16 protein-coding genes are annotated in these 22,476 nt (G+C 50.3%); 11 read left to right on the top strand and 5 right to left on the bottom strand.

The window, feature by feature from the left end; all coding sequences use genetic code 11:
• Window positions 1–24: 24 nt before the first annotated feature.
• The 6 genes from AB8809_RS15750 (at window position 25) to AB8809_RS15725 (ending at window position 6,496) form a co-directional block, all read left to right on the top strand.
• Complete coding sequence (locus AB8809_RS15750) at window positions 25–1,050, top strand: AraC family transcriptional regulator ligand-binding domain-containing protein (RefSeq protein WP_181829485.1); 1,026 nt, start codon at window positions 25–27, stop codon at window positions 1,048–1,050.
• 121 nt (window positions 1,051–1,171) lie between these two features.
• Window positions 1,172–1,468 carry a hypothetical protein gene (locus AB8809_RS15745; RefSeq protein WP_015839646.1) on the top strand — a complete coding sequence of 99 codons (297 nt, stop codon included), beginning with the start codon at window positions 1,172–1,174 and terminating at the stop codon, window positions 1,466–1,468.
• A 69-nt stretch (window positions 1,469–1,537) separates the two neighbouring features.
• Complete coding sequence (locus AB8809_RS15740; RefSeq protein WP_349854888.1) at window positions 1,538–1,852, top strand: hypothetical protein; 315 nt, start codon at window positions 1,538–1,540, stop codon at window positions 1,850–1,852.
• A gap of 146 nt (window positions 1,853–1,998) precedes the next feature.
• Complete coding sequence (locus AB8809_RS15735) at window positions 1,999–3,204, top strand: efflux RND transporter periplasmic adaptor subunit (protein ID WP_349854887.1); 1,206 nt, start codon at window positions 1,999–2,001, stop codon at window positions 3,202–3,204.
• Window positions 3,198–5,129, top strand: a complete 1,932-nt coding sequence (locus AB8809_RS15730) for an ABC transporter permease (protein WP_349854885.1) — start codon at window positions 3,198–3,200, stop codon at window positions 5,127–5,129. The genes AB8809_RS15735 and AB8809_RS15730 overlap by 7 nt, the downstream gene beginning before the upstream one ends.
• Window positions 5,126–6,496, top strand: coding sequence for an efflux transporter outer membrane subunit (locus AB8809_RS15725; RefSeq protein ID WP_349854883.1), 1,371 nt, complete (start codon window positions 5,126–5,128; stop codon window positions 6,494–6,496). Before AB8809_RS15730 ends, AB8809_RS15725 begins: the two co-directional genes overlap by 4 nt.
• A 16-nt stretch (window positions 6,497–6,512) precedes the next feature.
• On the opposite strand, the gene AB8809_RS15720 is transcribed toward AB8809_RS15725, so the two are convergent.
• Window positions 6,513–7,229 carry an amino acid racemase gene (locus tag AB8809_RS15720; protein WP_349854881.1) on the bottom strand — a complete coding sequence of 239 codons (717 nt, stop codon included), beginning with the start codon at window positions 7,227–7,229 and terminating at the stop codon, window positions 6,513–6,515.
• Between the two features lie 239 nt (window positions 7,230–7,468).
• On the opposite strand from AB8809_RS15720, the gene hypT reads away from it, so the two are divergent.
• The gene (hypT, locus tag AB8809_RS15715; RefSeq protein ID WP_015839652.1) at window positions 7,469–8,368 is read left to right on the top strand and encodes a hypochlorite stress DNA-binding transcriptional regulator HypT; all 900 of its coding nucleotides are present in this window, start codon (window positions 7,469–7,471) and stop codon (window positions 8,366–8,368) included.
• Between the two features lie 77 nt (window positions 8,369–8,445).
• Here the strand turns inward: hypT and AB8809_RS15710 are convergent, their stop codons facing one another.
• From AB8809_RS15710 to fdhF, 4 genes are all read right to left on the bottom strand, one after another.
• Entirely contained in the window at window positions 8,446–9,756 is a 1,311-nt protein-coding gene (locus AB8809_RS15710) for a dicarboxylate/amino acid:cation symporter (RefSeq protein ID WP_015839653.1), read from the bottom strand.
• Between the two features lie 661 nt (window positions 9,757–10,417).
• Window positions 10,418–11,311 carry a GntR family transcriptional regulator gene (locus AB8809_RS15705; protein WP_349854878.1) on the bottom strand — a complete coding sequence of 298 codons (894 nt, stop codon included), beginning with the start codon at window positions 11,309–11,311 and terminating at the stop codon, window positions 10,418–10,420.
• Between the two features lie 108 nt (window positions 11,312–11,419).
• Window positions 11,420–12,733: a CitMHS family transporter gene (locus AB8809_RS15700; RefSeq protein WP_180777191.1), complete on the bottom strand. Its 1,314-nt coding sequence runs from the start codon at window positions 12,731–12,733 to the stop codon at window positions 11,420–11,422.
• Between the two features lie 705 nt (window positions 12,734–13,438).
• Window positions 13,439–15,589 (bottom strand): formate dehydrogenase subunit alpha, encoded by a 2,151-nt coding sequence (fdhF, locus tag AB8809_RS15695; RefSeq protein ID WP_349854876.1) that lies wholly within the window; start codon window positions 15,587–15,589, stop codon window positions 13,439–13,441.
• Between the two features lie 534 nt (window positions 15,590–16,123).
• On the opposite strand from fdhF, the gene AB8809_RS15690 reads away from it, so the two are divergent.
• The 4 genes from AB8809_RS15690 (at window position 16,124) to AB8809_RS15675 (ending at window position 22,475) form a co-directional block, all read left to right on the top strand.
• Entirely contained in the window at window positions 16,124–17,803 is a 1,680-nt protein-coding gene (locus tag AB8809_RS15690) for a methyl-accepting chemotaxis protein (RefSeq protein WP_332408515.1), read from the top strand.
• A 561-nt stretch (window positions 17,804–18,364) separates the two neighbouring features.
• A complete protein-coding gene (locus AB8809_RS15685) occupies window positions 18,365–20,269 on the top strand; it encodes an FTR1 family protein (protein ID WP_349854873.1) in 1,905 nt (634 codons plus the stop codon).
• A 120-nt stretch (window positions 20,270–20,389) separates the two neighbouring features.
• Window positions 20,390–20,917, top strand: a complete 528-nt coding sequence (locus tag AB8809_RS15680; RefSeq protein ID WP_010285198.1) for an iron transporter — start codon at window positions 20,390–20,392, stop codon at window positions 20,915–20,917.
• 157 nt (window positions 20,918–21,074) lie between these two features.
• Window positions 21,075–22,475 (top strand): Fe-S-containing protein, encoded by a 1,401-nt coding sequence (locus AB8809_RS15675; protein WP_256553590.1) that lies wholly within the window; start codon window positions 21,075–21,077, stop codon window positions 22,473–22,475.
• Window position 22,476: the final 1 nt, after the last annotated feature.

Below are 22,476 nucleotides of genomic sequence, written 5' to 3'. Positions count from 1 at the left end.
TTTTTCAGAAGTCATGGAGGAGTGATGAAAAACAAAGAGTTTATCTATTCAACTATGCCTACGTTTTTATTACGTAGCATTAGTGATGAACTTCTCAATCAAGGAATTGATCCTGAGCGAATTTTTGTCGGCCTCCCTATCACATTGCAAGATGTCAATGATCCCTATGTCCGGATTCCAGTGCTTCATGGGCAAACAATTATCCAGAGAGCCTTACAGCTTTGCCAGTATGATGGTTTTGGGCTACGGATTGGCGCTAATCATACTATCTCTACAATGGGACCACTCTATTTTGCTTTTATTACTAGCCCAACGCTCCATCATGTATTAGATACCGGATTAAAATACCAAGGGCTTATCCATGGGTTACTGCATTTCTCGTATAAGAAAGAAGAGTCGAGAAATTTTGTATTATTTGCCCACAGTACATTTCACCAGATCGATATTCTGACCTTTCTCATTGAGGAGGCTTTTTCATTCTTGCCAAGAATGATTCAAGAGATGTCTGCGAAAAATATGCGTTTGATAAAGATAGACTTTAGTTTTCCTCCGCCTTCTTATGTTGAGAAATACCGGAAGCAATTCAACTGCGATTTACATTTTAACCAGCCGCATAATGCATTATATTTTCAAGAGTCTATTTTACAATTACCTATTCCAACTCATGATCATGTCAATCATAAGTTGATGTTAGCGTTTCTTGATCAACTGCTTGAACGCTATTCTGTTCAGAAAGATATTGTTAATGAGGTATCCCTTATCCTACATCGAACGCTGGAAAAACCGCCAATGTTTGATGCAATAGCCAGACAGCTTGCAGTAAGTGAACGTACATTACGGCGTCGACTCGCGGAATGCGGTAAAACGTATCTCACGCTGTTGGACGAGATACGTAAAGAGCGTGCCCTGGCATTGCTGTACACCTCACGATTATCAATAGAAAAGATTGGCCTTGCGGTGGGGTTTGATGACATCCGTAGCTTTAGGCGTGCATTTACTCGCTGGACCGGCAAGACGCCCCGTCAACTTCGTGCGCAGCGGCATACCTGAAAATGGCCGGATTTGTCCTCAATTGACCGCTGTACGTCCTTTTTTATTTTAATGACTATTGTAACCTCATCATGCCATTCGTAATAAGAGACATTAGGATTATTCAGATGAGGTATGACACATGGACGTTATTATTCATAAAAAGTTACTGATGACTTGTTCTTTTATCGCCACTGTTTTCTTTCTCCCTGCATTATTTTCATCTGCCACATCAGCAGCAACATTAGGTGGAGTGAGTGTCATTACGAAAGTGATGTCTCATTCTGCCTGGCAAGACAGTTGGGGGGCCGCATGGGATGAATGTCGTTCCAGGCATCGTGGAACTAAAAGCGTGGAATTTAAAGGAGCAACGCAAGGTATTTCTCAAACGACGGGCGGCGTATTTTGGCTGGCTGCATGGGATTGCCGCGATAAATAATAAATTGCTATGCAGCTATAATTATCAACACTCTCTTTAATATTATGCAATATCAAAAGGACGTAAAATATGAAATTAGAAAAATTTCGCACCCTTGCTTTTTTTCTCTGTAGCGCTGCATTAACAGCAAGCTATGTTCCTCAGGCTAGTGCGGTAATATTTGGCATTGTTAATGTTTCCGATCCAGCAAAAATTATCTTTGATCGCTCAACGGGGCAGGCAAGTTATACGTATTCTATTCCTCCAACGGCGAGTTGGGGTAAGGCGTGGGACGCTTGTCGGAAAGCTTACCCTCAAACAAAAAGTGTTCATTATATAAAGGATACGGCGAAAATTAGTGGCGACCGGGTGTTGTCTAGTTGGGTTTGTGATAGTAATCCATAACAGCATCTATTCGATATATTCATCTATTTAAAATGACATGTTATTTGATCAGCTCTTTTTTATTATCATGGGGCTGGTCAAATATTTCTGTGAATTTTATTTTCACACGCCAGCGCTAGATATTTTCTGAGTATTGAGTGTTAAATATGGAATCAGAAATAGATAAACGACAGAGAAAACTATGGCTCGGCCTATTATTGGTATTAGGGGCGCTTGGTATTGTTATTGCGGTTTGGGGAGAAGGTCTATTTTTCAGCCAGACTGAATTTGCGAATCGCCATAGCGTTGAGGTTACCTACGCCGATATTGACGATGTGGTGACGGCAGCAGGGCAGGTAAGCCCGATGCAATATGTTGATGTTGGGGTTCAGGTTTCTGGACAGATTCAGCATATTGCTGTGGCGGTGGGATCGATCGTCAAAAAGGGGCAGCTCGTCGCGCAGATTGATCCGGAATTACAAATCGCGACGGTTGAGGCGAATCGTGCATTACTTGATAGCCAGCAGGCAGCTATTCGCCAGCAGGCGGCGCAGTTGACATTAGCGCAGCGCCAGAATGCCCGACAAAGAAAAATGTGGATGGAAGGGGCTGCCAGCGAACAGGATATGCAGATTAGCGAAGCCAACTTGCGGGTTGCACAAGCGCAGTTAGAAAGTCTTCAGGCACAGATACGCCAAACGGAGTCAACGTTAAAAGGAGATAAGGTCAAGCTAGGGTATACCCAGATTTATGCGCCAATCGCGGGTACGGTTGTGTCATTACAGGCTCGCCCCGGTCAAACGCTCAATGCAGTACAACAAACCCCCGTCATTATGCGGATTGCCGATCTGACAAAGATGACGGTATCCGTTCGTGTTTCTGAAGCGGATATTCCCCGTCTTCGTATCGGAATGCCTGTCTATTTCAGTGTTCTCGGTTATCCGAAAGCGCGTTGGACAGCCAGGTTACAGCAGATCATGCCTGCTCCCCAAGGGAGTCAGGACAACACGATGAATGGCGGAAACATAGGGGGGAACCCCATGATGGAAACGGTATTTTATACCGCCCTTTTTGATATTGATAACGTAGATGGCCGTTTGATGTCACACATGAGCGCTCAGGTTTACCTCGTTGTGAATGCGGTAAAGCAGGCTATTAGCGTCCCGATTTCCGCGTTGACGCTACGTCCCGATGGGCAATTTCAGGTTGAGGTGATCCCTCCAGAAGGCGGTCGTGCCAACGCGATTCCCCGTTTGGTTCAGGTGGGTATAAAAGGCCCTGTGCTGGCTCAAATCACCTCTGGGCTGAGTCTTGGTGAGCATGTTTTGTTGCCACCGCTGCCGCAAATTGTGGAAAGTCATCCCTTATGGTAAATCCTTCCCCTTTAATCACGTTATCCGGCGTTAGCAAGCAGTATGGTCACGAGGCTCAGGGCTACGTTAGCGTATTACAGGATATCAATCTGACTATCCATGCCGGTGAGTTTGTCGCTCTGGTTGGTCCCTCTGGATCGGGGAAGTCGACACTCATGCATATTCTGGGGGCTTTAGATCATGCGACTCAGGGCGTTTACCGCTTTGCCGGACAGGATGTTTCCCAGTTAAGTGCCGACCAATTATCACAACTTCGTCGTACGGTTTTTGGTTTTGTATTCCAACGTTACTTCCTTATTCCTGGGATCAGTGCGCAGGAAAATGTTGAACTTCCCACCGTCTATGCTGGCCTGGAAAAAAGGTTGCGCCATGACCATGCGCAGGCATTGTTAGGCCAGCTTTCGCTATCCGATCGTTTTGACTACAAACCGGAGCAACTTTCGGGGGGACAACAGCAACGTGTATCTATCGCCCGTGCCTTGATAAACGGCGGCGATGTGTTGTTCGCCGATGAGCCGACGGGCGCGCTTGATAGTGTTAACGGCGAGTCGGTACTGGTGTTATTGGAGACGCTGGCGGCCTCAGGAAGAACCGTTATTTTAGTCACACATAACCCAGATGTGGCGAATCGCGCCCGCCGTGTGATCGAATTGCGCGATGGACGCATTGTTTCTGATACCGTCCGTGCTGCCTCTGCCCCGGCAGAGACAATGAACACGCATTGGCTTGTTGCGGCGGGAGGGAAAACTGACCGCTATGCGTTACTGCGTCAGGCTTGGCGGACTCTGCTGTTTTCTCCATTGCGCAGTGCGCTGACATTGCTGGGGATTGCTATCGGTATTGCCTCTATTTTCGTGATGCTTGGGATTGGGGAAGGCGCTCGGCAAGAAATGTCAAAAACCTTATCGCGGCTGGGCAGCACGCTAATGACCGTCATTCCGCAGAGCATTGATGCTGATGTGGCGGCGGGGCGTATTACTGATGCGGATATTGAAGCGCTTAAGCAACTACCAGATATCGACGCGGTCATTCCCATGCTGACCGGACAGGCTACCGTGCGGCAAGGCGCGTTTAATTTAAAAAGTGCCGTTATTGCTACGACGGCCGAGGCGATGGTGGTCAATAACTGGGGGCTAGGCGCAGGGGCATTTATTATGCCTTTGCACGAATACGCGAATATGTCCGTCACTGTGCTGGGTGCAGAGGTCGCGCAGCGCAGTTTTCCTTCTGGAAACGCGGTAGGCAGCGACATTCTATTGAACAATATTCCGTTCACGGTGGTAGGGGTTCTTGCTCCTCAAGGCGGGGCTGATATGAACGGGAATCTTGATCAGGCTGTTATCGTGCCTTTTGGTACAGGAAGTTTGCGTGTCATCGGACGGCAGAATATCGACAGCGTGACAGTGAAGGCTCGTTCCTTACAAACAGTCAGACGCGTGGAAAGCGAGGTGAATGATCTACTGTCTGCACGTCATCAGCGCCCTGATTTCACCATCATCAACCGGGCGGCTATTTTGCGCTCTCAGGAAGCATCGATGGATATCATGACGGCCATGTTGGGTTCAATTGCCGCGATTTCATTGCTGGTGGGCGGAATTGGTGTGATGAACGTGATGTTAATGTCTGTTGCAGAGCGTACGCGGGAGATTGGTATTCGTCTGGCTGTCGGTGCCCGTCAGCAGGATATCCAGTTCCAGTTTCTGTGGGAGGCCGTCATTCTGGCATTGAGTGGTGGCGTGGTGGGGCTACTGGCGGGCTATTTGCTTGCTCACGTTGTTCACACTTTCGGCAAACCCGTCGCACTGGGTTTTTTCCCTGCTTTGCTCTCTTTTTGTAGTGCAATTGTCACCGGACTCCTGTTTGGGTATTTACCCGCACGTAAAGCGGCCCGACTCGATCCCGTTATGGCGCTGAACCAGGAATGAGGACACTAGCGAAATTCAGCTATGTATTGATGGGGATGCTATGTGCGGGCTGTACGTTATTACCCGTTCCTGATGATGCCGTTTCCGAATTACCGGATACCTGGTCAATAGACGCGGCTTCAGCGCTGAAGCCGCCAGATAAGGGGTGGTGGAAGGCTTTTGGCAGTCAGGAGTTGAACACGCTGTTGGAAGGGGCGCTGCTAGCCAATCGTAATCTTGATACTGTTCGCCAGAACATGGAACAAGCTCGTATCCAATGGCAGAGTAGCCAGATGGCGAAAACACCAGAGGTGAATAGCGCATTTTCTAAGAATCTTTCGGGCGTTTGGGGAGAGCATCAGCGGAACAAAAGCTATGGCGCTAACCTGTCGTTATCTTATTCTCCAGATGTTTGGGGAGCGAAACACGCTGCCTCTTATAGCAATGAAGCGTTGTGGCGAGCGGCATCTTATGATGTTTCCGCGACGGCATTAATGTTGCGTTCGTCAGTAATTACCCAATATTTAGCGCTGCTCGGCATCCGTCGTCAGATCGCGCTGGCCGAGAAAAATTTGGACATTAGCCGCAGATTACTGGCCCTTGTGGAGACTAAATATGCCGCTGGCGCTGTCGCGAGACTCGACCTTGCTCAACAACAATCCTTTGTTGCGGGAATGGAAGTGATGCTCCTGCAACTGCATCAGCAATCTCGGCAGGTCAGCAAAACGCTGGCGGCGTTACTCGATAAAACGCCGCAGGAATTAATACAGCCCAGCCAGCATATTGAAGATCTCCGCATGCCAGATATTGGCAGCGGTCTTCCTGCGGACCTCATGCACAAGCGCCCCGATCTGTTAAGTGCAGAAGCCAAATTGGCTGCTGCGGGTGCCAATATTGATGCGGCGAGAGCCGCAATGTTTCCCTCGATTTCCCTCTCGGCGACCTCCAGCGTGAGCGCGACGGGACTAAATCCGTTATTTCGGCTAGCGCCAGGGTGGGGCAGCGGTCTGGAGATTTCGTTACCGATTTGGGATCGATCCGCTCGAGTGGATAATCAGCGTCTTGCCTTAATTAACCGAAAAATTGCACTTAACGCCTACCGCGAAGCGCTGTTGACGGCTTTTGGTGACGTCGAAACGGCGCTCCACGCAATGTTGAATTTACAGCAGCAGCAGCGCTGGCAAGATGCACAACTGGCAGCGGCACAGGACTCGCTAAGACTCGCTGAGATCCGCTACAGAGCGGGTGCTGAGGATCTACAGCGTTTGCTAAACGCACAAAATGTGTTTTATAGCGCGGAGTTGGCATCCAGCACATTGTGGCAACAGAGGCTGCAAGCCGCCAACGATCTGGCTGTAGCACTTGGCGGCAGCGAGTTGCAGGAGTGATATGCTCCGTCGCACGTTAGGCGGCAATATTATTTCTCGGGCTGTGGGTAAAATACCACTCGACCGTTTTCTTTATTAACTCTTCCGTCGCATCGACATAATGCTGCGGTGACGTTTTGACTTCCTGCTCCAGAATCAGAGGAAGCTCGGTGCAACCCAGAATAATTTTCTCGACGCCAGCGTGTAACAGGCGATCTTTTACGGGGGACAGCATGCGATAGGCACCGGCAATATCACCGGATTTATACGAGTAGATACTTTCCATTACCTGGTGTTGGTCAGCATCATCCGGCGTGAAGCACTCAATATGATCGGTAATCAGGTTGTCCTGATAAATTCTCGCTTTGACCGTCGCTGTCGTCGCTAACAGACCGACGCGTGTGGTGTTGGCATGTTTAATCGCCTGACAGGTCACATCAATAATGCTGATCATTTCCGCACGGCACTGCTGTTTTAATTCATTAAACCAATAGTGCGCGGTATTACACGGGATAATGATGCACTCAGCGCCTGCATTTTCGAGAATTTTCATATACTGCAGCATTTTCTCCAGCGGCGATGCGCTGTGCTGAAGGATGCATTTTGTTCTGTCAGGGATATCAGGAATAGACACCGCAATCATGGGAATATGGTCTTGATCCCGATACGCTGGCGTGTTTTTGATCAGTTTTTGCATCGCATCGACGGTCGCACCCGGCCCCATACCACCAAGAATTCCCACGAGACTGTTCATGCTGTTTACCCTGTAGCATTATGAAATTAAAAGGATAATCGCATACTGCTTGGCAATGTGAATTGCTAAATTCCCATCTCCTATGTGGGATTTGCATAACTATTGTCATCCCTATGCTTTTATTGATTTTAACGGTGTATAGTGGGGAGCATCTTTATTGGCGATGTCGGCCGTTGGCAGATATAGAACGTTGGCATAGGGAACGAAAATATGACGCTGCGCGTTTTGAGTGAGGGGTGATGCTGAACAATATCGAAACCAAGTGGCTCTATGACTTTATCATGCTGGAAGAGCACCGGAGTTTTACGCTGGCGGCGGAGAAGCGGAATATCTCTCAATCCTCATTTAGCCGGCGTATTCAGGCGCTGGAAGCGGCGGTTGGGTTTGATATTTTCGACCGTAGCGCGTTGCCGCTGCAATTGACCGAACAGGGCCGCGTGTTCCACGCCTATATCCGTAATACGCTGGACGATCTGGAATATCAGCTCAACAAGCTGCACGGTGGAGATAATTACAAAAATAAGATCACCATCGCAGCGGCGCATTCGCTGTCGGTCTTCATCATGCCGGAGCTGTTAAAAGACGTGCCGGATCCGCAGGAAAAAATCTTCTATGTGGAATCGATCGATGTGGATGAAGCGGTACTGAATCTCAAAGAAGGGCGCAGCGACTTCATTTTCTCATTCTACAATGAGGATCTGATGGGGGAGCCCTTCATGCACGAGAAGATACTGGAATCCAGGCTTTATCCGGTTTGCGCGTGTGATAGTGCAGGGAAGCCGCTGTTTGATGTGAGCGCTTCATCGGTGCCGTTACTCAACTATACCGAGACCAGCTACATGGGGCGTCAGGTTAGCCGTTATTTATCCAGCGTTGATAGCGATAAGTTTACGGTCAACTTCGTCTCTTCGATGAGCGACTTGCTCAAACGCATGACGAAAAAAGGTTATGGCATTGCCTGGCTGCCGGACTATTCCATTCAGGAAGAGCTGAAAAATAAAGAGCTGACGATCCTGAGTATGGAAAATGCGGTGATCCGCATGGGCGTTTACCTGTATCGCCTTGATGCACGACTGAATGTGGCTTCTGAGAAGTTCTGGCGTTATATGAAAGGGCTGTCATCGAGCTCTGGACTATAAACGTCGCGATAGTGCGACGAGAGATAAAAAAATAGCGGCCCGCAGGCCGCTATGATCAGACATTCACTCATTTAGCATTAGCTATTTTGCGTGGCCTGCTGAGGTTCTTTATAGGCGACGACTTCGTCAGCCACCTCCGTTTCCTCATCATCATCGTGGATGTCTTTTTCCATACTGGCCACAACGGCGGTAGAGATACTGTTACCGATGACGTTCGTTGCGGTACGGCCCATATCCAGGAACTGGTCAATACCGATAATCAGCAGGATACCGGCTTCCGGCAGGCTGAACATCGGCAGCGTTGCGGCAACCACGACGATGGAAGCACGCGCGACGCCCGCCATCCCTTTACTGGTGATCATCAGCGTCAGCAGGATCAGGATTTGCTGGGTAATGCTCAGATCGATGTTATAAGCCTGTGCGATAAACAGAATCGCAAAGGATTGGTACATCATGGAACCGTCGAGGTTGAACGAGTAACCAAGAGGCAATACAAAGCTGGTGACTTTTTTCGGCACGCCGAATTTGGTCAGTGCTTCCATTGTTTTTGGATAAGCGGATTCACTGCTCGCGGTGGCGAAAGCCAGCATGGTAGGTTCACGAATCAGCTTCGCCAGCGTAACGATAGCTTTACCCAGGAACAGGTAGCCAACCAGGAACAGAACGCCCCACAGCACGGCCAAGCCGAGGTAGAACTCACCGATCAGTTTACCGAAGTCGTAAAGCAGCCCCAGACCTTGCGTGGTAATCGCGGAAGCGATTGCGGCAAAGACAGCAATAGGAGCCAGCGCCATTACGTAGTCAGTCACGCGGAACATCACTTTGGTCAGCTCTTCGATCATGGAAATGATCGTCGTTGCGTGCTTGTTTTTGCCTTTAACATAGGCAAGCGCGGAGCCGAAGAACAGAGAGAACACCAGAATTTGCAGGATCTCGTTGTTCGCCATCGCTTCTACGATACTTTTCGGGAAGATATGGCTGATGAAGCTCTTAAGCGTAAATCCGTCCGTATTCAGGCCAGTCGCAACATGCTGAACGGGGATTTCGAGATTCATGCCTGCGCCAGGTTGGAACAGGTTAGCGAAGAGCATACCGATAAGGAGAGAGATGAACGATGCGCTGACAAACCAGATCATCGCTTTCATACCGATACGACCAACGGCAGAAGAATTTCCTCCCATGCTTGCCAGGCCGGAAACCAGCGTAGCGAAGACCAGTGGCGCGATGATCATTTTAATCAGGCGCAGGAAGATATCGGTCACCATGTTGAAATAGGATGCGACTTCTTTTGCTCGACTGCCATCAAGATATTGGTGGCAAGCCCAGCCGATTAATATTCCCAGGACGATAGCCAAGACTATCTGTACAAGTAACTTCTGCCTTTGCATATAAACCTCATGTTGATGAATTGATTCAGACAACACAATATTATTGCCGCGTGATGGTTGGTGATTTCCCTGAATACACCAATTCCTCACCCGAACCTGTTATTGGGGTGTTGTGTCTGCCCGCCGATATTACAACGATTCTTGCTTTTTACATTTTTTTTCTGCGGATTGTTATGTAATTGTGATCTTTGTCATGCGAAAAATGCATATCCATGTCGCTTATAATGATAAATGGGGATGTGGTGCGCAGATCGTATACAACGAGCGGTTTTTATTAATTCATTATTAAACAGTGAGTTAAGTGATTTTTTCGTTGGTCGTAACGGGTAGGGTAAGGTGTTGAATTAGTGTTGCTAATGATATGTGGCTGCACATCAATAAAACATATGGTGAATTACTTAAAGATTAAGTAAAAATAAAAGAACAATTAACGAAAACTTTATATACAGGTTATTTTATGAATAAAATAATTTTTTAATTATTTAAATCGTGACTTTCTATTTGTTATCTGTGTTTCATTTTTGTGCTGTTGATGTAAAGTCTAATTATTGCTCTACATGTTTCCATTTGTAACTATTTAGGCGTTTAGGATGTTTAAAATGGTGTTTTTTATTTTTTAAACATATGTTACCGATGATTTTAGACCTCGCTGTTGGTTATTTCAGCGGAAAAGCTCAGTGCTGACTTTATCGTGGCAGGCTTTTTCCAGATGCTTCTTCATCCGCTCTGCCGCCGTTTCGCGTTCTCCTCGTTGCAGGCAATCAAGAATGTCCAAATGCTCGGCAATCTGTTCCAGCCGCTTGGGATTGAAGACCGGGCTGCCTTGTCGATATTCCACCAGACGCCGTAATTGATTGATTCTTTGCAAGCTATGGTGAGCGAAACGGTTGCCGCTACAGGCGAGCAGCGTTTCATGAAAGTGCGTATTGGCATCGAACATTTCATGGGGCGTGAGCGTCAGATAACCACCGTTCAGAATGTCTTCCTGCTGCTTACGGCAGGCGTCGAGCGTTTGCCGATCGATATGAAACTGCGGCGACAGCAGACTGACCGGTTCGACCAGCAGACGGAAGGTAAAACTCTCCTCATAGGCGGCGACGGAATCGATAATCGGCGTGGTTCGCCAGCCCTGTCCGGTGCGAAACTCCAGCCAACCTTCCTGCTGAATACGTGTCAGGACGTTACGCAGCACGCAACGGGACACCTGACATTCCCGCATCAGTTCCACTTCTGAAAACTGTTCCGGCAAGCGGCGGGCGAGGCGCATATCGACAATCTTCTGATAGAGCGGGTCTTCGCTGCTGGTGGCTAACTCGGTGACCAGATGACCTAATTCATGCGCATGACGGTCAAGATAAAACCCTCGGTTACGGTGATAATGCAGCATGCCTTTTTCCGTCAGATACAGCAGCGCAGCTTTCACCGGTGTGCGCGAGGCGTTCAGCACCTGCGCTAATGATGATTCGATCAGATGCGTACCAAGAGGTAACTGTTCGCGGCGAATATGGGCGACAATCTGCCTGACAATCCTTGTCTGTAGGGGAGTTAAAGCCATCGCTATCCTGCTATGTCGTTTAGGGTATTACGGGGATCGTTAGGTTGCTGGTCAGCAACGTTCACTCGTCTGCGGAGCATGCTCCGGTCAGACCGGAGCAATTCTGGTTTACTGGTGATAGAACGGAAATGCGCCGAAGACAATACCACCGACCAGCAGCGACAGGCTGACGAAAATCGCCCATTTGATGGCGAAGCGCTGGTGATCGCCGATGTCCACTTTTGCCAGACTGACCAGCAGGTAGAGCGACGGCACGAGCGGGCTGAGCAGATGGAACGGCTGGCCGACAATCGATGCACGGGCGATCTCCTCCGGGGTGATACCATAGTTGACCGCCGTCTGAGCGATAACCGGTAAGATTCCGAAATAGAAAGCGTCGTTGGACATCAAAAAAGTAAAGGGTAGGCTAATGAGTGCGGTGAACACCGCAAGATACGGGCCGAAACTTTCTGGTATCACCTGTAACAGACTTTTCGCCATGGCATCTACCATTCCCGTGCCGGATAAAATCCCGGTAAAAATCCCCGCGGCGAAAATGAGCGAGGTCACCGCTAACACGTTAGCCGCGTGTGAACCGATCCGCGCTTTTTGCTCCTCCAGCTTGGGATAGTTGAGCATAACGGCGATGGCGAAGCCGAGCATAAACAGCACCTGAATCGGCAGAAGGCCGATCACCAGAAACACCAGAAGCAGGGTGGTTAGAATAAAGTTAGGCCAGAACATCTTAGGACGACGATTGGCGTGGCTTTCTTCATCGCTACCGTTGCCGAGATTGATCGAGGCATTCTGGAATTCACTGATATCAATGATCCCCAACCGTTTACGCTCCTGTAGCCCCAAAAACACCGCCACACCGACCAGCGTCAGGCTGGCTAGAATAATCGCGGGAAGCATTGGAAGAAAAACGTCCAGCGCATCAACGCGCAATGCGGCGGCGGCGCGTGCCGTAGGGCCGCCCCAGGGAGAAAGGTTCATTACGCCGCTGGCGATGTTAACCAGACAAGTCAACCCCAGCACGCTCATACCCAACCGCTGATAGAGCGGCAGAAATGCGGCAATCGCGATCATGTAGGTTGTTGTACTGTCGCCGTCCAGCGCAACCATTAAGGTTAATACGGCGGTGCCAACCAACACCTTCAGCGGGTCGCCTTTAACTAGGCGGAGAATGAAGCGTACCAGTGGATCGAATAACCCGGCGTCGATCATGATGCCGAAGTAGAGAATAGAGAACGTCAGCATAACGCCCGTTGGCGCCAGCGTTTTGATGCCGTCCAGCATCATCGCTCCCAGACCCTGATAGAAACCTGCCGCCAGCGCAAACAGCGTAGGGACAAGAATCAGCGCGATAAGCGCAGACATTCGCTTGGTCATGATCAGGTACATAAAGCAGATGACCATAGAGAAACCGAGAATAGTGAGCACAGTGAATCTCCTGTTTTTATTATTTTCCGAATAACTTGCAGCCTTTCTCTGCGGCGGATTTTGGGTGCCAAAAGCCGTACGGTTTTTATAACCGCATATCAAAATGGAGAGTGTTAAGGTATTTCCCGATGTCAGCGACGTTCAGAGGAAATACAGATAAAAGGAGGAGGTTAGCTTCCGGGGTCGAGACGAATAATAAATGACAGATAATGAGGAAGAGATAAGGTAATCGGTAACATATACGACCTCTATGCGAGCAATAATAATATTCCTTTTATCCCCGCTGGCTGGAATCTAACCGATTGTTTGGCATGATGTTAAGCGACTTGCACGCTACGGCTAGCAGGGGGCTCTTTTTGTTAAAAACAAATTAAATCATTGTAAAATGAAACGCAAATTGCGCTAAATTAGAATAAAAAACAATGTGGCGGAGAGAAGGGATGCGATGACTAAAATAATTTTAAAAGATAAAAATCGGTGTAAAAATTTAATGGCTGCGTAGAAATTTATTATCGATTAACGGAAATTCACCCACTTTCGTTAATAAATATTTACAAGGCGATAAAGTGAAGAAAGATATTATCGGAGAGAAGAGTTAAACGTTGTCTAAACCAGCGGATATTTTCTGAATCACATATGTTTTTTTGGGCTCTGTGTATTTCCTAAGCCGCCACGGCTTGTGCCAGGCGGCTTAGGCAAGGGAGATTAGTTGACGTTTTCTGCGGTAGTACGCAGCCGATCTTTCAACTGGCTGTATTCCTGCTGTACGTAGTTCTCCGCCGCTTGCTGGTCGTCAATTGCCTCCAGCTTAACGGCGCAGTGTTTGTATTCCGGCGTCTTAGAGACCGGATCGAGGTGATCTAACGTCAGTTCATTACAGGCACCGATCCACCATTGGTAGGTCATATACACGGCACCTTTATTGATGCGCTCGCTGACGGCAACGCGAGAGATAACCTTGCCGCGTCGCGATGAGATCCAGGCCAACTGTTGATCGCGGATGCCTAAGCGTTCGGCGTCGTATGGGCTAACCTGCACATAGCCGGGTTCATCCGCCAGTGTTTGTAATGCCGTGCAGTTGCCTGTCATGGATCGGCAGGAATAGTGGCCGACTTCGCGCACGGTGCACAATACCAGCGGATAATCCTCGTCCACTAACTCCATCGGCGGTCGCCATTCGGCCGTCAACAGCAGGGCTTTCCCTCCGGGGCGATCGAAACGGTTGCCGGCATACAGCCACGGCGTTCCGGGGCTGTCTTCCGTCGGGCATGGCCAGGGCACATAGCCCAGTCCCGCCATTTTCTCGTAGGTCGCGCCGTAATACAGGGGGCAGAGTGCTCGCAGTTCATCCCAGATCTCCTGCGTGTTGCGATAGTGCATTGGATAGCCGAGCGCCGTTGCCATCAGGCTGATGATTTCCCAGTCGGGTTTCACATCGCCCTGTGGCTCGACAGCCTTATAAAAGCGCTGGAATCCCCGGTCGGCCGCGGTATAGACCCCTTCATGCTCGCCCCAGGAGGTTGCAGGTAAAATCACATCGGCAATCGCGGCGGTTTTGGTCATGAAGATGTCCTGCACGATCAGCAATTCCAGTTCGTTAAAGGCATCGCGCAGCATCGACAGGTCCGGCTCGGTTTGCAGCGGATCTTCACCCATTACATAATTGGCCCTGATTTTCCCTTCCTGTATTTTGTGTGGGAGATCGGTCAGCGAGTAACCTACTTTGTCAGAGAGTTCAGACATGCCCCAGGCATCAGCAAATTTAGCCAGCACCGCCTTATCCGTGACTTTTTGATAACCGGGGAACATATTGGGCAGCGCCCCCATATCGCAGGCGCCTTGTACATTGTTTTGCCCACGCACTGGCCCGACGCCGACGTTCGGACGTCCCAGATTGCCGGTCAGCAGCGCCAGACCGGACAGTCCTTTGACCACATCAACACCTTGCCCCCATTGGGTCACGCCCATTCCCCAGAGAATAGTGGCGGATGGCGCGGCGGCATACATGCGCATCGCGTCCCGAATCACTTTCGGCGACAGGCCAGTAATGTCGGCAACATATTCTGGCGTGTATTTCGCAACGGTCTGGCTGAATTCCTCGAAGCCTTCGGTATGACGAGCGACATAAGCCTTATCGTAGTGGCCTTCGTTAATCAGTACGTTGGCGAAAGCGTTGACCAGCGCCATGTTGGAGCCATTTTTCAGCGGCAGCCACAGATCGGCGATGCGGGCAGTTTCAATATGGCGCGGATCGCACACGATGATTTTTGCCCCGCGTGCTTTGGCTTTCAGGATCCGACGTGCCACGATGGGGTGTGAGTCCGCGGCGTTATAGCCAAAAATCAGGATGCAGTCGGTTTTTTCAATTTCGCAGATGGAATTGCTCATTGCGCCATTGCCCAGCGTAACCTGTAGCCCGGCGACCGAAGGGCCGTGGCAGAGTCGGGCGCAGCAGTCGACGTTATTATTTCCAGTGACCGCCCGGGCGAATTTCTGCATCACGTAGTTCGTTTCATTGCCGGGGCCGCGTGACGAGCCCGTGTGCATAATCGACTCGGCACCGTACTTCTCTTTAATAGCCTTTAGTCGGGAGCTGGCGAAGCCGATAGCCTCCTCCCAGGACACGGCTTCAAAGGGGGCGCCTTTCTGACGTCGGATCAGCGGCTGCTTTAAACGCGGCGTCAGAATTTTCGTGTCATTAAGAAAATCCCAGCCGTAATAGCCTTTCAGGCACAGCTCACCTTCGTTGGTGACGCCGTTTGCCCCTTCCGCACCAACCACTTTGCCGTTCTCTACCAGCAGGTTAATTTTGCAGCCCGACCCGCAATACGGGCAGACGGTAAGCACTTTCTGCATGATTATTCTCCAAAGCTGAGTTTTGGATCGTAATAACTGCATTCTTATTGCTGGCTGTTGATGCAGTCATCTAACCTTCGATAATCACCGATAAAGAAAATTAATTTACTGATCGTGGTCATGCTCAGTGCGATGACAAACCGGCCTAATGCGTTGAGTGCGGCGACCTTTTTCTATAGGACATTCGTCTGGAAAATAAGGTGACAGCGTATTCATCCTCTTTATCCGTTAATGCCTATACTGTTTTGGACGATATTAACTCTACATGCCACCGCTTTGGCTGTGGTCGTGATGGCTATCGGCTGTTTAAAACGATGGAGACGGGTATCTCAAGGAAGATAACGAGTTGTATTTTTTGGTTTTTAGCATAGTTTCCCATCTACTGGGTCATTAATCAGGGAATTCCAGAACGTCTGTTCGATCGCGTGGGATAAGGGCGCGGTACAACGGGCGGCACCGTCATGAGTAAAAAGTAAATACTTTTCCGACAGAGTGTGCGGGCGGGAAATATTTGTTAACGTCGCGGAGTGCATTATGGAATTTCTAAAAAATGTCAGCATAAAAATAATGGTGCTGGTCATAGTGGCTTCCCTGCTAGTAGCGTGGGGAGTGGCATCAGGATTTAGTCTTTACTCGCTTTATCAGGTCACCAATCTGCTTGATAAAAGTGAGACTCAGCGAAAAACGTATTCCCATCTGGTCTATGGAGCCGATCAATATTTTCGGGCCGTAACTCGTATGGAAAGAACGATGGATTATTTGCAGCGTAACGAGCCAGAAAACGCCAAACAGACGTTGGACATGGCACAGATTGCGCTAAAAAATACCAAAGATTCTCTGGAGAAATTCCAAACGGCAGAGCACGTTGGCGTCGAGCCCGCAACGGTTGATGCAGTAAGCAAGACGTGGAGTACGCTCATTGCTACTGCGATAGATCCGATGAACGCGGCGCTACAACGTAATGATTACGAAGGGTTTCGGCAGATATTTCGCTCCGTGTATCCGTCCATTAGCCTGGCATTTGGTGAAGACATCAAACGCTATTCGGACGGCATTACCGCCTCCTCATTGATTCCAAGCGTGAATGAACACAACACCCAAAACCGTAACGCGATGATTGCCGTGATGGTTATTGGTCTCATCGTGTTGATTTTCACGGAATACTATTTGAGGAACTATCTGGTTATTCCGATTTCAGTGCTTAAATCCCATCTGGCGCAACTCACGGCGGGCCGCTTAGGCTGTGAACTGGCGGAGTTCGGCAGGAACTGTGCGGGACGATTGATTCCCGACATCAAGCGGTTGCAGAAAAGTTTGCGCGATACGGTGACCGTGATCCGGCAGAGCACGACGGAAATCAATAACGGGACATCGAGCATTAAGGATGGCAACGATGATCTTTCCAGCCGCACGGAGCAGCAGGCCGCAGCATTGCAGCAAACGGCTGCCAGTATGGAAGAAATTAGCTCCACGGTACGGCAAACCACCGATCACGTACATCAAGCGCGTAAGCTGGCTAAGGATGCGGCGGATATGGCGCAAAAAGGCGGAACGATCAGCACCAACGTGATGGCGACGATGGATGACATTAGCGCCAGTTCCCGACAAATCTCCGATATTACCTCTGTGATTAACAGCATCGCTTTCCAGACCAATATTCTGGCGCTGAATGCGGCGGTGGAAGCCGCGCGTGCGGGGGAGCAAGGACGAGGTTTTGCCGTGGTGGCCGGTGAAGTACGTACACTGGCGCAGCGTAGTGCGCAGGCGGCGAAAGAGATTGAAGCGCTGATTGCGGAATCGGTTTCTCGGGTTGAAACCGGGGCAGGGCAGGTTCGGCAGTCCGGTGAAGCGATGACGGCAATTATTTCTTCCATTTCGCATTTTAACGATCTGATTGGTGAAATTGCCGCAGCAACGGATGAACAAACACGCGGTATTACGCAGATTAGCCAGGCAGTGCACGAAATGGACAGCGTCACGCAGCAGAATGCGTCGTTGGTGATGCAGTCGGCCGCCGCGGCCGCCCGCCTGGATGAACAAACCAGCGAACTGTCCGCTGTGGTGGATGTGTTCGATCTAGATTCAGATTGCGATCCGGCAACGTCTTTTTCCCGTCCAGCGGTCGCCGCACCCGTTCATCGCGTTGTCGGGCAGGGCACCACACCACTGCTGTCTGCACATGGCCGCAACGGTGAAGGATGGGAAAAATTTTGATCCGCTGCGGGTTACATGCGTGACAGAGCGTGGCCGCTCGGGCAGATGCTGAAGACGAGATAAGCCATGAGGCTGGCGATGAACCGGGCGGAAAGACGCCGTCGGGTTCTGTTGGTCTCTGGTTATCGCCCGAATGCCAGGTTTATTTGAATGCTATGGTTAATCGCCCGAACAGGGTGGTGAAAAGCGCGACTCGTGACGCATGTAATGCTTTGGATTACAGAGGGAAAATGGCATTTCTCTCTGTAAACTTGACTTTGTTAGTGTAAAGAAATGCCATTTTGAGATAGGAGTCTCTAGCGGGAAGGTGGTTTTTTACTGTTTTTGGCATATTTATTGCTCTATTTTTTATGGAGTGTTTTGCGGTTTTTGCGATCAAAAAAACCGTATTATTCTGGGATTATGAGAAGGTGGTGGTTTTTTTGGCATCAAGGCAGTGTTGAAATTATTTGTTACAAACTAAAGTCTTTATTGCTGATATTTTCGTGACGTAAATCAAGACAGATCGTGACTTCAAAGTGATAATAAGAATAAATATCATTTGTGCTTCATCACTCGCTTATGTCTATCTGGCAAAAAACGCTTCTGTTGTTGTGTTGGCTGTTTAGTTGTTCAGCGGCAGTTGCCGCGACCGATTACGCTTCATTTATTCAGGATATCGAAACCCGGCTGGATAAAACGGCGCAGCTCTATGAGCAGCAAAAGCCGGATGATGCCCGCACCGAAGTTCAGATGGCCTATTTCGAGGTATTTGAAAACCTCGAAGGTCCTATCCGCATCAACATTTCCGCACAAAAAAGCTATCAACTGGAAGCCACATTCGGTGAAATTCGCCGCATGATTGGCGAAGGAAAGCCGCAGGCCGAGGTACAGGCAAAGATTTCATGGCTGAAAGGCGAGCTGGATGCCGTGCTGCCCGTGCTGTCGGAAGGGCACAAGCTGGTTGCGCAGGAGCAGCACGGTGCCTATGACAACACCGACATCGCACCGTACTGGCAGCAGAGTTTTAAAATCATCGATGACCAGCTCGCGCAGGCCGTGACTGAATATCAGGCCGGTGATTACAAAAAGGCTAGCCAGAGCGTGCAGCAGGCGCACTATCAGGGGTTTAAAAACTCTGAAATGGAGATGTCGGTCAGGCAGAATCGCTCGGCGCAGCAGGCCGCTTCCATTAATCAACAATTCTCCGCACTGATTACGCTAGCTGGTCAGCCCGATCAACTGACGGACGTCGCCTATCGGGTGACTACGCTGTTACAGGACATCGAAGATGTCTTACCGGGATTGCCGACTACGCGCGACAGCCAGCAGGCGACGGCAACGCCTGCCGCGAACGCCGATACGAGAGCCGTACCGGATGCCAACTGGGCGAAAATTTCTGATGATATAAATCAGGCCATTGCTGCCGCGATTGCGCAGTACCGTCAGGGTCAGGTCAAACCCGCCATCATGGCGGTGCAGGATACCTATTTCGATCTGTTTGAAGCCACCGGCATGGAGAACAAAATTGGTTCTCGCGATGCGGCGTTCAAATCTACGCTGGAAGGCTATTTCACTCGTCTGGTAAGCCTGATGAATGCCAAACAGCCAGTTGAGCAGTTGCAAGGGCAGGCCGATGCGTTGCAGCAGGAACTGGCGAAGGCAGTCACCATGCTGGGCGACGGTGATGAAACGCACTGGAGTCTGTTGATCTACAGTTTGCTGATTATTGTGCGCGAAGGTCTGGAAGGCTTGCTGATTGTGGCGGCGATCGTGGCCTATCTGGTGAAGAACAATCAGCAGGACAAACTGCCGCTGATTCGCCAGTCGGTTTATGTCGCGCTGCTGTGTAGCGTGATTACCGCTGTCATCTTCCAGCTTGTGTTCACTAATTCCGGTGCCAGCCGTGAGTTGCTGGAAGGCATTACGATGCTGATCGCCGTGGTGATGCTGTTCTTCATGAGCTACTGGCTGTTGTCCAAAGTCGAAGCGCGACACTGGAAGGCCTATCTGGAAGGCAAGCTGTCCCATTCGCTGAGCAGCGGTTCCATGATCGGCCTGTGGCTGACCAGCTTTCTGGCGGTGTACCGCGAAGGGGCGGAAACCGTACTGTTCTATTACGCGCTGGTCGGCGATGCCAGCAATATGGCAGGTCACCTCTCTATTCTGGCCGGGTTTGCCATCGGCTGTGTGATTCTGTTTATCGCTTATCTCCTGATGCGTTACACCATCGTCAAACTGCCGCTGAAGCCGTTCTTTATGTTTACCGGCTGCTTTATGTACCTGATGGCGTTTGTGTTTGCGGGTAAGGGCGTGTTGGAACTGATCGAAGGAAAACTATTTGAGCCGACGCTGTTGACCGGCGTACCGGAGATCAGCTGGCTGGGCATTTATCCTTATGTGGAAACACTGATTCCACAGGGTGTACTGGTTGTCGCGGCGTTAATCGCCCTGTGGGTGATGCAACGTAGAGCGTCTGCCGTCTGATAAAGAAAGCATCCGACGGTAATGTAATACTGAAAGCAATAAGAGCAGAAAATAACCATAACAATCCCAATCGCTTAGCGAATTAAGTGAGTAGGGACGACTGAGATGAGGATGGGTTTGATGAATATGCAAAAAAGTCTGATCGCGGGTGCCGTTATTGCCGGTATTTTCACCGCGCCTGCCGCGCTGGCGTTTAAAGAATATCCAGCAGGTGAGCCGGTTTCCATGAACGAAATGGAAATTGCTGCTGTTTATCTGCAGCCTATCGATATGGAACCGCGTGGAATGGGCTTGCCTGCTGCGAAAGCGGATATCCATCTGGAGGCCGATATTCACGCAGCTGAAGGCAACAAAAACGGCTTCGGTGCCGGTGAGTGGATGCCGTTCCTGACTATCGCTTATACCCTGACCAACACCGATACCGGTGCCAAGCAGGAAGGTACCTTCATGCCGATGGTTGCCAGCGATGGCCCACACTACGGCGCGAACATCAAAATGATGGGCGTGGGCAACTACAAAGTGACTTATCACATCGATCCACCATCAAAAGCCGGTATGCACCGTCACACCGATGGTGAAACGGGCGTCGGTCGCTGGTGGAAACCGTTTGATGTCAGCTTTGACTTCAAATACGTCGGTTTAGAATAAGGTCTTCTGCCCGCGATATTCTATCGCGGTCATGTTCACGCCTCTGCGGGGATGTTATTGCAGCCCGCAGAGGCGGTGATTTTTCGGTTAGGGCACGGGTGCCACCAGACATCACACTCAACCGACGCACCTGTAACTTGAAAGGTGACGGGGATATATGAGTTATTTCTTTATCACGACCCTCCAATCCTTCCTGCCGATAGCGCTATTGCTGGGGCTGAACTGGAGCCATCGTTCTACGCCGACGATCGGGCCGCTGAGCTGGATCACACTGCTGGCGCTATTCGCCGGTACGTTTATTGGCGTGCATTTTCCTAACGGGCAGGCGTTTTTGCTGGGGTTTACGGCGCTTCAGGCGCTTGCCTTGATCCTGTTTCTGGTCTGTCAGTGTTTTTCCCACCTTCGTCTTGGCTATCTGTGGCAGGCGCTTCTGGTGGCAGGTTCGGCGGTGCATTGGGGCAACGATCCCAATTTGACCGCGCTGACGACCACCCATGTGGTGAATACCGATCTGCTGCTGAATTTCAGCGCCGTGGTGCTGGCATTTGGCTGGCTGGTGTTCTGTGCCGCACTGTGCGGCATGATTGTGCGCCGCATTCGTTTACTGCGTTGGCCGCTTCTTGCGCTGTTAGTCGCACTGCTACTGCTACCGATCAGCGGTAATTTACTGCTGCTGTTGATGAAATTACAGGTGCTGGGGCTCACCAAGCCGCGCCTGAGCTACGTGGCGCATGTTACCAACAGCGCGTATTTATTAAATTACCTCAGTGCATTGTTCATGGCGGCGTTGGCCGTGGGGCTGGTCTGGCCGCTGCTGCATGCGCGTCGTCAGATGCTGGCTGAACATGAAGCGATTGAAAAGCGTAAGGCGACGGCCGGTTATCGCACAGTACGCCGCACGCTGCTGGCGACGGTCACGGCGCTGTTGGTGGTGGTGTTGGCTCAGCTCTATTGGGACAAGGTTGCGTCACAGCCGCCTCGTCTGTCGGAAGCACAGCCGGTGACGCTGGCGGCGGATGGCAAAGTACATATTCCGATTGAACAAGTGCGTGATGGCAAGCTGCATCGCTTCGTGTGGATTGCTGATGACGGCAAGGCCGTGCGCTTTTTCATCATTAACCGCTATCCCGATCGCCTGCGTCTGGGCGTGGTGTTTGATGCCTGCCTGCTGTGCGGCGATCAGGGCTATGTGATGGAAGGCAATCAGGTCATTTGTGTTGCCTGCGGGGTGCATATTTTCATTCCTTCTATCGGCAAGGCGGGCGGCTGTAATCCGGTGCCGATTGAAGGGTGGAGCAACGACGATAATGAACTGGTGATTGGGCGCGCGTCACTGGCGGCCGGCACGAACTACTTCTCGACGGTGGTATCGATGGACGTCATCGATCCGGTTGATGGTTCAAAACTGACCAACGTGAATGCGGAGCATAAATATCGCTACGGCGGTAAAACGTACTTCTTCTCGTCGGAGGCCAACTATAACCGCTTCCGCGAAAGTCCCGCGAAATTTGCCACAGCCAAAGCAGCGGCAACTGGCGAGCAGGCTGAGGGGGAATAAT

The organism is Pectobacterium aroidearum, assembly GCF_041228105.1.
GTDB lineage: Bacteria > Pseudomonadota > Gammaproteobacteria > Enterobacterales > Enterobacteriaceae > Pectobacterium > Pectobacterium aroidearum.
The sequence above is the reverse complement of the archived record's forward strand: the minus strand, read 5'-3'. Positions and strand labels throughout refer to the sequence as shown.

Bases quoted from the DNA above. Each gene is read 5' to 3' on its own strand.
- AB8809_RS15685 (WP_349854873.1), top strand. From the start codon at position 18,365: ATGTCTATCTGGCAAAAAACGCTTCTGTTGTTGTGTTGGCTGTTTAGT.
- AB8809_RS15735 (WP_349854887.1), top strand. From the start codon at position 1,999: ATGGAATCAGAAATAGATAAACGACAGAGAAAACTATGGCTCGGCCTA.
- AB8809_RS15675 (WP_256553590.1), top strand. From the start codon at position 21,075: ATGAGTTATTTCTTTATCACGACCCTCCAATCCTTCCTGCCGATAGCG.
- AB8809_RS15705 (WP_349854878.1), bottom strand. From the start codon at position 11,311: ATGGCTTTAACTCCCCTACAGACAAGGATTGTCAGGCAGATTGTCGCC.
- fdhF (WP_349854876.1), bottom strand. From the start codon at position 15,589: ATGCAGAAAGTGCTTACCGTCTGCCCGTATTGCGGGTCGGGCTGCAAA.
- AB8809_RS15745 (WP_015839646.1), top strand. From the start codon at position 1,172: ATGGACGTTATTATTCATAAAAAGTTACTGATGACTTGTTCTTTTATC.
- AB8809_RS15740 (WP_349854888.1), top strand. From the start codon at position 1,538: ATGAAATTAGAAAAATTTCGCACCCTTGCTTTTTTTCTCTGTAGCGCT.
- AB8809_RS15710 (WP_015839653.1), bottom strand. From the start codon at position 9,756: ATGCAAAGGCAGAAGTTACTTGTACAGATAGTCTTGGCTATCGTCCTG.
- AB8809_RS15725 (WP_349854883.1), top strand. From the start codon at position 5,126: ATGAGGACACTAGCGAAATTCAGCTATGTATTGATGGGGATGCTATGT.
- AB8809_RS15680 (WP_010285198.1), top strand. From the start codon at position 20,390: ATGAATATGCAAAAAAGTCTGATCGCGGGTGCCGTTATTGCCGGTATT.
- AB8809_RS15750 (WP_181829485.1), top strand. From the start codon at position 25: ATGAAAAACAAAGAGTTTATCTATTCAACTATGCCTACGTTTTTATTA.
- hypT (WP_015839652.1), top strand. From the start codon at position 7,469: ATGCTGAACAATATCGAAACCAAGTGGCTCTATGACTTTATCATGCTG.
- AB8809_RS15720 (WP_349854881.1), bottom strand. From the start codon at position 7,229: ATGAACAGTCTCGTGGGAATTCTTGGTGGTATGGGGCCGGGTGCGACC.
- AB8809_RS15690 (WP_332408515.1), top strand. From the start codon at position 16,124: ATGGAATTTCTAAAAAATGTCAGCATAAAAATAATGGTGCTGGTCATA.
- AB8809_RS15730 (WP_349854885.1), top strand. From the start codon at position 3,198: ATGGTAAATCCTTCCCCTTTAATCACGTTATCCGGCGTTAGCAAGCAG.